Raw genomic sequence first — 13354 nt, forward strand, 5'->3', positions numbered from 1 at the left:
TGCCGCGGGCCGCATGCGGCGGTGGGGGAGACGCTTCTCGGACGGAAGTCGTTTGTAAACGAATTGTTTGCGAATCGGCGTTATCGTAAGATTTGTTATTATGAATCGGGCGGAATTGTCTTTTTGTCGTATTTTATTGTCTTTTTGGTCGGTGCTTGGAGTGCGTGTCGCGGGCGGCTTTTGAAAAAATGGGTTATGACCTGCGTGCGAAGCTATTTTCTTTTGTATCGGGTTTGCCGGGTCGTGATTTATTGCTACCTTTACACAATTAATATTGAAATCACACAAAAAGATACGGTATGACCAGTTCGTTTTTAAAACAGGCGACGGAAGGCAATAAAAACGCGATTCTCAAACAGCAGATCATTTGCCAGTATATCTTCTGCGGGGATTCGAGCATTACGGATCTGAGCAAGGCCGTGAATCTGAGCGTGCCGACCGTAACCAAACTGATCGGGGAGCTGATCGACGAAGGTTTCGTCCACAACTTCGGCGAGCAGGGGACGGCCGGCGGACGACGGCCGAATATCTACGGCCTGAATCCCTATGCCGGGTATTTCGTCGGCGTCGATCTGCGCAAGGATTCGGTCATGATGGCCGTCATCAATTTCAAGGGACAGCTGATCGATGAAACGACGGTCGATTTTCTGATGGACAACGATCCCCGTTCGCTGGACCGTCTTTGCGACGTGATTCAGAATTTCATCCGTGCGCGCAAGATCGCCCGCGACAAGGTGCTGGCCGTCGGGGTGAATATTTCGGGCCGCGTCAATTCGCAGACCGGATACAGTTACAGCTATTTCTTCGTCGAGGAACAGCCGCTGACGATGCTGCTCGAAGAGCGTCTCGGCACGACGGTCTACATCGAGAACGACACCCGTGCCGCCACTTACGGCGAATATATGTACGGCGACGCCCACTCCGAGAAGACGATGCTCTACATCAACGCCAGCTGGGGACTGGGGCTGGGGATGATCATCGACGGCAAGATATTTTACGGCAAGTCGGGCTTTTCGGGCGAATTCGGCCATTTCCCGCTGCTCGACAACGAGATCATCTGCCGCTGCGGCAAACGCGGCTGTCTTGAGACGGGGGCTTCCGGTTCGGCCATGCACCGGATTTTTCTGGAGAAACTCAAGGAGGGACGCGTGTCGATGCTTTCCGAGAAATACAAAAAAGGCGAGGAGATCACGCTGAACGATATTCTGGCCGCGCTGCTGAAGGAGGATGTGCTGGCCATCGAGATTCTGGAGTCGGTGGGGCACACGCTCGGCAAGGCCATCGCGGGGCTTATCAACATGTTCAATCCGGAGGTGATCGTTATCGGCGGTACGCTTTCGGTGGCCAAGGAGTACCTGATGCTGCCCGTGCGCAACGCCATCAACAAATACTCGCTGATGCTGGTCAACAAGGATACGCAGATCAAGCTTTCGTCGCTCGGAGAACGCGCCGGCGTGATGGGTGCCTGCCTGCTGGCCCGAAGCAAGTCGCTCGGCCTGTTCTGACGCCTCTGTTCGCTCTCGTGCACGCCCCCGGAAACCCGCTGTTTCCGGGGGCGTGCGGCGTTATCCGCAGCGGTGCGTCGCCGGGCAGTGCGCTCTGCGGCGTTCCGCGGCGGAAGAGACGGGGGCAGGCCGGAAGCAGCCCCTTCCGGAAGGGTGCGATTTCGGTATGCGAATTGCGCGGAGAGGGGGTTCGGAGCTTGAATTCCAAGGGGTTCTGCGGTGCGTGTTTCTTCCTTTTGTTCTCTATTCTTGTCAAAAAAGGACAAATTGTCGCGGTGCGCCGCTGTTTGTATTATAAACTTTTATATATTTGTATCGCTAAAATGAAAAACAATAATTAAAACTAAATAACGCTATGGAAAACAAACTTCAACAGTTGACTCAGAAGCTCTACGACGAGGGGCTGGAGAAAGGACGCGCCGAAGCCGACCGTCTGGTCGCCGAGGCTAAGAAAGAGGCGGCTAAGATCGTCGCCGAAGCCCGTGCTCAGGCCGAGGATATCGTCAGGAAGGCGCAGGACAAGGCCGAGGACGTCGAGAAGAACACGATGACCGAAATCTCGCTCGCCGGCAAGCAGGCCGCCGCGAAGATCAAATCGGAGATCGCCGCGATGATCGTTGCCAAGAGCACGGCCGCAGGCGTCAGGGAGGCCGTCATGGATCCCGCCTTCATCAAGGAGATGCTGTTGTCCGTGGCCAAGAACTGGAACGGCGCCGACGCCGGTAAGGTGGAGCTGAAGGCGCTGCTGCCCGAAGCCGACCGCGCCAAGCTCGACGAGGCGTTCGGCAAGAGCGCTCAGGAGCTGCTCTCCGCCGGTATCGAAGTGGGTTATTCCAAGGAGGTGAAGACGGGCTTCAAGGTCGGCGCCAAGGAGGGCGGTTACTACATCTCGTTCTCCGACGCCGATTTCGACGCCCTGCTGGGCGAATACCTGCGCGAGAAGGTTTCGGACATGCTTTTTAAGGCATAACGCGTATGTTCGCAACGGAATATTATTGTCTGGTAGCCGGACTGAAGGAGTACTCCCTCGACGCCGACACCAAGGGTTTCGACGCCAAAGCCATCGTCGGGGAGATTCTCGACGGCGTTTCGGCTTCGGATGCGGCTCAGGTGCGTCTGCTGTACGGCTACTACGATTGTGAGAATATCGCTTCGCTGCGCGCGGGGCGCTCGGCGCACAATCCGCTGGGCAACTTCACGCGCGAGGAGCTGGAAGAGGAGGTGAAGGCTCCCAAGCGCCTGCCCTCCGCCGTGGGCCGCGTGCTGCGCGCCTATGCCGATCCCGAAGGGGAGGACGCCGAGGAGGTCGATACGGCGCAGCGTTTCGAAACCGCGCTGTTCGACGCCTATTACGCCACCTGCAGCCGTGCCAAGAGCCGCTTCCTGCGCGAGTGGTCGGAGTTCGACCGCACCCTGCGCAACGTGACGGCCGCCGTGACGGCCCGTGCCGCGGGCCGTCCGGTCGAGGAGGTGACCGTAGGCGGGGGCGACGTGGTCGAACAGCTGGAGCGCAGTTCGGCCGCCGATTTCGGTCTGCGGGGCGAACTGCCCTACATCGACGCCGTGATCGCCGCCGTGAACGACGAGGCGAATCTGGTCGAGAAGGAGCACAAGATCGACCTGATCCGCTGGAACGAGGCCACCGAGCTGGCGACGTTCGACTATTTCGACATCAATACCATTCTGTCCTATCTGGCGCGCGTCAATATCGTGGCCCGCTGGACGCAACTGGACGCCGTGCGCGGTCGTGAAATGTTCGACCGCCTGATGGCCGAGCTGGACGGCAGGGAGCTGGTGAACAGGATATAGCCGCCGCGCGGCACATGCGGGCGGCGCGCCGCCGGACCGGGACCGGTCTCTCCGGCAGGAGGGATGCGGAGCGGCCGGGAAGTGCGGAAATGCGGTCCGCGACCGGAAAAATGAAAATAAGAAACTAAACGAATATTCATGAAAACTACAGGACGTGTAAATGGTATCATCTCCAACATCGTCATCGTCAAGGCCGACGGAGCAGTAGGCCAGAACGAGATCTGCTATGTCTATGCGGGAGATACCAAGATGATGGCCGAGGTCATCAAGGTCGTAGGCGACAGCGCCTATGTCCAAGTTTTTGACAGCACCCGCGGACTCAAGATCGGCGACAAGGTCGAGTTCGAGGGACATATGCTCGAAGTGACGCTCGCGCCGGGACTTTTGTCGCGCAACTACGACGGTCTGCAGAACGACCTCGAAAAGATGGACGGGCTGTTCATCGAGCGCGGTTCGATCACCGATCCGATCGACTTCGACGCCGAGTGGGAATTCGCTCCGCTGGCCAAGGCGGGCGACAAGGTGACCGCCGCGTCGTGGCTGGGCGAAGTCAAGGAGCAGTGGGTGAGCCATAAGATCATGGTGCCCTTTACCATGGCCGGCAACTATACGGTCAAGAGCGTGGCGGCGGCCGGGAAATACAAGGTGACGGACACGATCGCCGTCCTGACCGACGAGGAGGGCCGCGAACATGCGGTCACGATGGTTCAGAAATGGCCCGTGAAGCAGGCCGTGCGCTGCTACGTCGAGAAGCCGCGTCCGTCGCGCATGATGGAGACGGGCGTTCGCGCCATCGACACCTTCAATCCGATGGCCGAAGGCGGTACGGGCTTCATCCCCGGACCTTTCGGCGCCGGCAAGACCGTGCTCCAGCACGCCATTTCCAAGCAGGCCGACGCCGACATCATCATCATGGTGGCCTGCGGCGAGCGTGCCAACGAGGTGGTCGAAATCTTCAAGGAGTTCCCCGAACTGGTCGATCCCCATACGGGCCGCAAGCTCATGGAGCGTACGATCATCATCTGCAATACGTCGAACATGCCCGTTGCGGCGCGCGAGGCGTCGGTCTATACCGGCATGGCCATCGGCGAATACTACCGCTCGATGGGACTCAAGGTGCTGGTGATGGCCGACTCGACTTCGCGCTGGGCGCAGGCGCTGCGCGAGATGTCGAACCGTCTGGAGGAGCTGCCCGGTCAGGACGCCTTCCCGATGGACCTTTCGGCGATCATCTCCAACTTCTATTCGCGCGCCGGTCTGGTCAAACTGAACAACGGCCAGACGGGTTCCGTGACCTTCCTCGGTACGGTGTCGCCTGCGGGCGGTAACCTCAAGGAGCCGGTGACCGAATCGACCAAGAAGGCCGCGCGCTGCTTCTATGCGCTTTCGCAGGGCCGCGCCGACTCGAAGCGTTACCCGGCCATCGACCCGCTCGAATCCTATTCGAAATACCTCGAATATCCCGAAATCCGCGAATACCTCGACGAGCATATCGAAAAGGACTGGGTGGACCTCGTCTATGCCGGCAAGACCCTCGTGCAGCGCGGCAAGGAGGCCAACGACCAGATCAACATTCTCGGCGACGACGGCGTTCCGGTCGAGTATCACGAACGTTTCTGGAAATCGGAGCTGCTCGACTTCGTGATCCTGCAGCAGGACGCTTTCGACGACATCGACGCCAACTGTCCGCTCGAACGTCAGAAGATGATGTATAAAATGGTGCTCGACATCTGCCGGAAGGATTTCGCTTTCGCCGATTTCGAGGAGTGCTCGCAGTTCTTCAAGGGCCTTATCAACCTCTTCCGTCAGATGAACTACTCGGAGTGGCAGTCGGAGAAGTTCGAAGGCTACCGCAAGCAGATCGAGGAGTATGTGAGTGAAAAAATCAAATAAGCTTTAGACCATGACAACACGAGCTTTTCAGAAGATATATACCAAGATTGACAACATCACCAAGGCGACCGTGACGCTCCGGGCGCTGGGCGTCGGCAACGACGAACTGGCTACCGTGGGCGGCAAGCTGGCGCAGGTGGTGAAAATTATGGGCGAGAACGTGACGTTGCAGGTGTTCTCCGGAACCGAGGGCATCGCCACCGATTCGGAGGTCGTCTTCCACGGCGAACCCCCGAAACTGCGCGTGTCGGACAACCTCGCGGGCCGCTTCTTCAACGCCTACGGCGAGCCGCTCGAAGGCGGTGAGATCGTCGAGGGCGAGCCGCGCGAGATCGGCGGCCCGACGGTGAACCCCTTCAAGCGTATCCAGCCTTCGGAGCTGATCGCCACGGGTATCGCCGGCATCGACCTCAACAATACGATCGTTACGGGGCAGAAGATTCCCTTCTTCGCCGACCCCGACCAGCCCTATAACGCCGTGATGGCCAACGTGGCTTTGCGCGCCAAGGCCGACAAGATCATTCTGGGCGGCATGGGACTCACCAACGACGACTTTCTCTACTTCAAGTCCGTCTTCGAGAACGCCGGTGCGCTGGACCGCATCGTGTCGTTCGTCAATACGACCGAGAACCCGCCCGTGGAGCGTCTGCTCGTTCCCGACATGGCGCTGACCGCCGCCGAATACTTCGCCGTGGACAAGGGCGAGAAGGTGCTGGTGCTGCTGACCGACATGACGCTCTACGCCGATGCGCTGGCTATCGTGTCGAACCGCATGGACCAGATTCCGTCGAAGGACTCGATGCCCGGTTCGCTTTATTCGGACTTGGCGAAGATCTACGAGAAGGCCGTGCAGCTGCCCAACGGCGGTTCGATCACCATCATCGCCGTGACGACCCTTTCGGGCGGCGACATCACGCACGCCATTCCCGACAATACGGGTTACATCACCGAGGGTCAGCTGTTCCTGCGCAACGACTCCGATACGGGCAAGGTCATCGTGGACCCGTTCCGTTCGCTGTCGCGTCTCAAGCAGCTGGTTATCGGCAAGAAGACCCGCGAGGACCATCCGCAGGTGATGAACGCCTGCGTGCGTCTGTATGCCGATGCCGCCAACGCCAAGACCAAGCTCGAAAACGGTTTCGACCTCTCGGATTACGACGAACGTACGCTGAAATTCGCGTTCGACTACTCGGAGAAACTGCTCTCGATCGACGTCAATATCGGCATCACCGAGATGCTCGACACGGCGTGGGGACTCTTTGCGAAGTATTTCTCCAAGGAGGAGGTCGCTATCAAGGAGGAACTCATCAAAAAGTACTGGAAAGAAGCGTAACGTACGATGGCAATCAAATTTCAATATAACAAGACCTCGCTCGGCGACCTCGGCAAGCAGCTGAAAATGCGGCAGAAGGCGCTCCCTACGATCAAAAGTAAGGAGTCGGCCCTGCGCTCCGAGGTGAAGAAGGCGAAGGACTCCGCAGGCGATTACCGCCGTCGGCTCGACCGGCTCAAGGCCGAGTACGACTACATGGTGTCGCTATGGGGAGAGTTTGATTGTGACCTCCTGCGTATCGCCGATGTGGAACTTTCGGTACAGAAAATCGCAGGTGTGCGTACGCCGGTCCTGCAGGACGTGAAATTCGAGGTGAAACCCTACGATCTTTTCTCGTCGCCCGTCTGGTTCGCCGACGGAGTCGATATTCTGAAGCGCATGGCGCAGCTGGGTATCGAGTTCGAGGTCTACAACCGCAAGATGGAGCTGCTGGACTATGCACGCCGTAAAACCACTCAGAAGGTGAACTTGTATGAAAAGGTGCAGATACCCGGATACGAGGACGCCATACGTAAGATCAAACGCTTCATGGAGGACGAGGAGAACCTCTCCAAGTCGGCCCAGAAGATCGTGAAAACCAAACAGCAGCAGGCCGGGGAGGGCGCGACGTTATGATAGCGAAAATGGCGAAATACGACTTTGTGCTCTATGCGGCGCAAAGCGAGGATTTTATCGAAAAGCTGCGCGAACTCGGCTTGGTGGACATCACCACCACGGGCTGGGAACCCTCCGAGGAGGACCGCCAGCTGCTGCTCGACATCGAAGGACATGCCAAGGCGTTCGAATTCCTGCGCAACTTCCGCGCGGAAGAGGGGCGCTGCAAGGCCGGTGCGAAGCCGTTTGCAACCGGCGCCGAGGCCTACGAACACTATGCCGCGGCGCATCAGCAGGCAACGGCGCTCCACGCCGAGATCGGCCGTCTCGAAAAAACGGCCGACGAACTGCGTCCGTGGGGAGAATTCTCGCCTGAGAGAACTCGCTTGCTCGCCGAGCAGGGTATCGTGCTGCGATATTTCTTCACGCCGAAGAGCAATTACGACAAGTTCGAGGCCCAATGGGCGGAACGCTATACCATCGCGCCGATCAACCGCACCGAATCGACGGTCTATTTCGTCGTCGTGGCGGCTCCCGGCGAGGAGGTGACGCTCGACGCGCAGGAGATGAAAACCCCGTCGATGGACATTCGCGAAGCGGAACGTCGTATCGCCGAAGCCCGGAAGGAGCTGAGCGCCCTCGACGCCGAATTCTCGCGCGTCGCGGCTTCGGAGAAGCTGCTCGCGGCGCATGCCGCCTCGCTGAAGGAACAGCTGCAGGGCGTGCGTGTGAAGGCCACGGCGCAGCAGGCGGCCGACGGAACGCTGGTCGTCATGGAGGGTTGGGCCGAGAAGGAGACTTCGGACAAGGTCGATGCCCTTCTGGAGCAGTATCCCAACGTCGTGTACCTCAAGGGCGATCCGACTCCTGAGGACGATACACCCGTGAAACTGAAAAATAACTGGTTCGCCCGCATTTTCGAGCTGGTGGGCGACATGTACGCCCGCCCGAAGTACGGCACGATGGACCTGACGCCTTTCTTCGCGCCGTTCTACATGCTTTTCTTCGGCATCTGCCTGAACGACGCCGGTTACGGCGCCATTCTGGCCCTGCTGGGGACGTGGATGCTGGCCAAGAACCGGCAACCCGGCATGATGCGTCAGGCCGCGTGGTTCGCCACGTTGTGCGGCTTGACGACGGTCGTCGTGGGACTGGCCTGCGGTTCGGTGTTCGGCATGAATCTCAAGGAGTATTTCCCTTCGGTCCCGTTCTTCGACTTCCAAGGCAGCTTCTTCTCGATCGCCTTGGCGATCGGCGTGGTGCAGATCGTTTTCGGCATGATGCTGAAGGTCGTCATGATCTCGGCTACCGTCGGATTCCGCTATTCGCTCGGTACGCTGGGCTGGCTGCTGGTGATCCTCGGCGGAAGCATCGCCGGCGGTCTGCCGCTGCTCAATCCCGAATGGGTGATTCCGTTCTACACCACCTCGTCGCCCGCGTTCTATGCGACGCTCGGCGTGGGTGCGGTGCTGATGCTGTTCTTCAATTCGCCGGGCAAGAATCCGCTGCTGAACTTCGGTCTGGGATTGTGGGATACCTATAATAATCTGACGGGCATCCTCTCCGACGTGCTGTCGTACATCCGTCTGTTCGCCATCGGACTCTCTGGCGGCATCCTCGCCACGGTGTTCAATGCGCTGGCCGACGGCTTCGTGCCCGAAGGTTCGGGCATCGTCGTGCGGCTGCTGATCATGATTCCGATTCTGCTCGTCGGCCACGGCATCAACCTCTTCATGTCCACCATTTCGTCGTTCGTGCACCCGATGCGTCTGACGTTCGTCGAATTCTATAAAAATGCAGGTTTCGAGATGTCGATGCGTTCGTTCGATCCCCTGCGCAAAATCGAAAATTCGGAAAACAAATAACAACTAAAACAAATTACAATTATGGAATCAACAACTGCAATTATTTTGGGCTATCTCGGCGTAGCGCTGATGGTGGGCCTTTCGGGCGTAGCGAGCTGTATCGGTACTTCGATCGCCGGTATGGCGTCGGTGGGCGCCATGAAGAAAAACGGCGGCGCTTTCGGTAGCTACATGATCCTCTCGGCCATTCCCGGTTCGCAGGGTCTCTACGGTTTCGTGGGCTACTTCATCATCAAGGGCTTCCTGACCGATTCGATGACGCTGCTGCAGGGTGCCGCCATCTTCGGCGCCGGTCTGCTGACGGGTCTTGTCTGCCTCGCTTCGTCGTACTTCCAGTCGAAGGTCTGCGCCAACGGTATCGCCGCTATCGGCAACGGCCACGACGTGATGGGTAAGACGCTTATTCTGGCCGCCTTCCCTGAGTTGTACGCCATTCTTACGGTAGCCGCCGTGTTCCTCATCGCGGGCGCTATCTGATCTGCCGCGCGGAATTTCTCACGGGCGGAACGTCGGGTGCGATGTTCCGCCCCGTTTTTTTTGAAAATGCTGCCCGAAGCGGTTCCCGATCGTAAAATAATACATTTATTGCATAAAATAGTACTTGTACTCTCGGCTGTTTTACGTAATTTTGTGAAAACTCAAAATCTTTTAAACCCTGACAGATATGAAACCGAACCGATTTATGCTGGCCTTGGCCGCGTTGTGCTTTGCCGCAGGCGGCGCTTCGGCGCAGCAGACCGACGGCAAGTCCGTGGCGCCCAAGACCTACAAGGCCTACATGGTCAGCGACGCCCATCTCGACACCCAGTGGAACTGGGACGTGCAGACGACCATCCGCGAGTACATCCCCCGCACGCTGTTCCAGAACCTCTACCTCATGGAACGCTTCCCCGACTACCGCTTCAGCTTCGAAGGCGGCGTCGTCTATTCGTGGATGAAGGAGTACTATCCCATGCATTACGAGCGGATGAAGACATACATCGCTTCGGGCCAGTGGCATATCGCCGGCGCGTCGTGGGACGCCAATGACCCCAACATGCCTTCGGCCGAGTCGTTCTTCCGCAACATCCTGCTCGGACAGGAATTCTATAAAAAGGAGTTCGGCGTGCGTTCGACCGATATTTTCCTGCCCGACTGCTTCGGCTTCGGCTATACGCTGCCGACGATCGCGGCCCACAGCGGCCTGATCGGCATGTCCACGCAGAAGCTCAGCTGGCGCAACCACGACTTTTACGACGCTCCCTACCACAAGAAGAATCCCTTCTCGTGGGGCGTGTGGTACGGCATCGACGGCAGTTCGGTGATCGCAGCCTTCGATACGGGCGGCTATAACTCGGAACTTCCTGAGAATGTGCAGTATAATGAACGCCTGATGGAGCGCGCCGCCCACGGTTATGACAACACCTGCTTCCGCTACTATGCCGGCGGCGGCGAAGGGGTCGGCGACAAGGGCAACAGCGGTACGGTGACCACTTGCCGCCGTCTGACCAAGGCGATCAACGACCCGAACGCCCCGATCGAGATCATCAGCGCCACGAGCGACGACCTGTTCAAGGCCTACCTCGGCCGCAAAGCCGAGCTGCCCTCTTTCGACGGCGAATTGCTGATGGACGTGCACGCTACGGGCTGCTATACTTCGCAGACCGCCATGAAATACTACAACCGCCGCAACGAGGAGCTGACCGGCGCCGCCGAGCGTGCTTCGGTCGCCGCCGACTGGCTCGGTGCGCTGGCTTACGACCAGCGGAAACTCACCGAGATCTGGCAGCGTTTCATCTGGCACCAGTTCCATGACGACCTGACGGGTACGAGTATCCCTGAGGCCTATACGTGGTCGTGGAACGACGAGCTGATCGCCCTGCGGCAGGGCGGCGACGTGATGAATTCGGCGGTCGGCGCGCTGAGCTATTCGCTCGATACGCGCGTCAAGGGTACGCCCGTGGTGGTCTACAACGCCGTGACCTATCCCGTCAAAGCCGTTGTCGAGGCCGAGATTCCGCTCGCCGCCAAAGCCAAGGGCGTGGCCGTATACGGTCCCGACGGCCGCCGCGTGGCCGCGCAGATTCTCAGCCGCGAGGGCGACAAGGCCGTGATCGCATTCGCCGCCGACGTGAAGTCGGTGGGGTATGCCGTCTACGACGTCCGTCCGGCATCGCCCGCCAGATCGTCGGCGCTGAAAGTGAACGGCAATACGATCGAGAACGCCGTTTACAAGGTGACGCTCGACAGGAACGGCGACATCGCGTCGCTCGTGGACAAGCGTTACGGCCGTGAACTGGTCGAGCAGGGCAAGGCCTTCCGTCTGGCGATTTTCGAAGGCAATCCGTCGAACGAATGGCCCGCATGGGAGGTGCTGAAGGAGGTCGTGGACAAGACCCCGCGCGCCGTTACCGACAACGTTTCGGTATCCGTCGGCGAAGAGGGGCCCGTGCGCGCTTCGCTCAAGGTGGAGCGCACGTACGGCGATTCGAAGTTCACGCAGTACATTACGCTGACCGACGGTGCGCAGGACGATCGCATCGACATCCGTACGACGGTGGACTGGAACAGCCGCAATACGCTGCTCAAAGCCGAGTTCCCGATGTCGGTGAGCAACGCGAAAGCCGCTTACGACCTCGGCATCGGTTTTATCGAGCGCGGCAACAACACGGCCACGGCATACGAAGTGCCCGCTCTGAAGTGGGCCGACCTGACCGACGCCGACGGTTCGTACGGCATCTCGGTGCTCAACGACTGCAAATACGGCTGGGACAAGCCCGCCGACAATACGATCCGTCTGACGCTGATCCACACTCCCTCGACCGAAAAACGTTACCCGCACCAGCGCGATCTCGATCTGGGCGTCAATCACTTCACCTATTCGATCGTAGGACATAAGGGAACCGACCGCAGCGGTGTTGTGGCCGCATCGGAGCAGCTCAACCTGCCGCTCGTGGCTTACGTGGCTCCCAAACATGCGGGATCGCTGGGCCGCACCTTCTCGATGCTGGAGTCCTCGACTCCGCAGATCGGCGTGCGTGCGCTGAAGAAGGCCGAGGACGGCGACGGATATATCGTGCGCTGCTACGAGCTGACCGGCAAGCCCGTCGAGAACGCCCGCATCACCTTCCCGGCTCAGATTCTCTCGGCCGAGGAGTGTAACGGCATCGAGGAGAAGATCGGTGCAGCCGAGACCGAGGGCCGTTCGCTGATCGTTTCGGCCGGCAAATTCGCTCCCAAAACCTACCGCGTGCGGCTGGCCGCTCCTGCGCAGAAGTCCGCGTTCGAGGTGAAGAGCGCGCCTGTGACGCTGCCTTACAACACGGTGGCCTTCACGACCGACGAGTTCTATACCTACTACCGTTTCGACAACCAGCGCGGCAGCTTCGCCGCCGAGCTGATTCCTGCCGAGCTGACCTGCAACGGCGTCCGGTTCGTGATGGGCGAGGAGAATGTCAAGGACGCCGTGACGTGCCGCAGTCAGGAGATCGAACTGCCCGAAGGCGGTTACAAGAAACTCTACATGCTGGTGGCCGCTTCGGACAAGGAGTGCGAGGCCCTCTTCAAGGTGGGCGACTCCGAGCAGGCCGTCTATGTGCCGCTTTGGAAAGGCTTCTACGGACAGTGGGGCTGGCGCGGACACAGCGAAGCGTTCCTCAAGGATGCGACGATCGCGCATATCGGCACGCACCGCCATCAGGGCGACGTGGGCAACCTGCCTTACGACTTCTCCTACATGTATATGGTTTCTCTCGATATTCCCGAAGGTGCGCGGACGGTGACGCTGCCCGAAAACAAGAACGTGGCGGTATTCGCCATGACGGTTTCGGACAACGGCATCGACGACGTGCTTCCGGTGAGCGGCACTTTCATCCGTCCGGATGTGAAGTAACAAGTTTTTAAGTGGTATAATTAGGCGCTCCGGCCCGGCTGTAAAGCCGGGCCGGAGTTTTTGTGTCAGGACGGCGTTGTGACGCGGTTTGTATGGTTTTGTGCCCGAATTGTCATAAAACGGCGTGAAAACCGCCGATCGGGGGTGCGGGACGGTGCCGGGAGTACGTTTGTGTCCCGGATCGGAAAATACAATTTTGTGACAAAATAGTACCGGATCATGTACGGCGGAGAAATTTGCCGTCCGTATATTTTTCGGTCCGCATCTTATTTCTCAACTTTGTTTTCACGAAAAACCAACCGTTTAACCTAAAACTTAAAACCAGATTAGCCTATGGAAAAAAACTCCTGTCTGATCCTTTCCGTCGATTTTTTTGCGGAATCCCGTAATTTATCCTGTTATTTTCCCGTTTTCTGAATCCATGAACCGCATCCGCGTCACCGGGTGCGGGGAGTATATTTTAACTAAACCAAAAAACAATATC

9 protein-coding genes are annotated in these 13354 nt (G+C 58.7%); all 9 read left to right on the plus strand.

All coding sequences use genetic code 11. The annotated features are described in order from the left end of the window. The first annotated feature begins 299 nt into the window (after positions 1-299). The 9 genes from ACESTR_RS07565 to ACESTR_RS07605 all read left to right on the plus strand — a co-directional run bounded on the left by ACESTR_RS07565 (position 300) and on the right by ACESTR_RS07605 (position 12870). Positions 300-1505, plus strand: a complete 1206-nt coding sequence (locus tag ACESTR_RS07565) for an ROK family transcriptional regulator (RefSeq protein WP_009597783.1) — start codon at positions 300-302, stop codon at positions 1503-1505. A 355-nt stretch (positions 1506-1860) separates the two neighbouring features. After that, positions 1861-2475: a hypothetical protein gene (locus ACESTR_RS07570; protein ID WP_014774602.1), complete on the plus strand. Its 615-nt coding sequence runs from the start codon at positions 1861-1863 to the stop codon at positions 2473-2475. Positions 2476-2480: 5 nt separating this feature from the next. Continuing rightward, positions 2481-3314 (plus strand): DUF2764 family protein, encoded by an 834-nt coding sequence (locus ACESTR_RS07575; RefSeq protein ID WP_009597818.1) that lies wholly within the window; start codon positions 2481-2483, stop codon positions 3312-3314. A 138-nt stretch (positions 3315-3452) separates the two neighbouring features. Next, positions 3453-5207, plus strand: a complete 1755-nt coding sequence (locus ACESTR_RS07580) for a V-type ATP synthase subunit A (protein ID WP_009597778.1) — start codon at positions 3453-3455, stop codon at positions 5205-5207. Positions 5208-5217: 10 nt separating this feature from the next. Further along, positions 5218-6540, plus strand: a complete 1323-nt coding sequence (locus ACESTR_RS07585) for a V-type ATP synthase subunit B (protein WP_009597891.1) — start codon at positions 5218-5220, stop codon at positions 6538-6540. A gap of 6 nt (positions 6541-6546) precedes the next feature. Then, positions 6547-7155 carry a V-type ATP synthase subunit D gene (locus tag ACESTR_RS07590; RefSeq protein ID WP_009597838.1) on the plus strand — a complete coding sequence of 203 codons (609 nt, stop codon included), beginning with the start codon at positions 6547-6549 and terminating at the stop codon, positions 7153-7155. 8 nt (positions 7156-7163) lie between these two features. Beyond that, the gene (locus ACESTR_RS07595) at positions 7164-8999 is read left to right on the plus strand and encodes a V-type ATP synthase subunit I (RefSeq protein WP_227042527.1); all 1836 of its coding nucleotides are present in this window, start codon (positions 7164-7166) and stop codon (positions 8997-8999) included. A gap of 21 nt (positions 9000-9020) precedes the next feature. Next, positions 9021-9476, plus strand: a complete 456-nt coding sequence (locus tag ACESTR_RS07600) for an ATPase (RefSeq protein WP_009597832.1) — start codon at positions 9021-9023, stop codon at positions 9474-9476. A gap of 187 nt (positions 9477-9663) precedes the next feature. Further along, positions 9664-12870 carry an alpha-mannosidase gene (locus ACESTR_RS07605; RefSeq protein WP_373179054.1) on the plus strand — a complete coding sequence of 1069 codons (3207 nt, stop codon included), beginning with the start codon at positions 9664-9666 and terminating at the stop codon, positions 12868-12870. The last annotated feature ends 484 nt before the right edge of the window (positions 12871-13354 follow it).

Origin of the sequence: Alistipes sp. DJF_B185, assembly GCF_964250025.1 — a bacterium.
Taxonomy (GTDB): Bacteria; Bacteroidota; Bacteroidia; order Bacteroidales; family Rikenellaceae; genus Alistipes; species Alistipes finegoldii.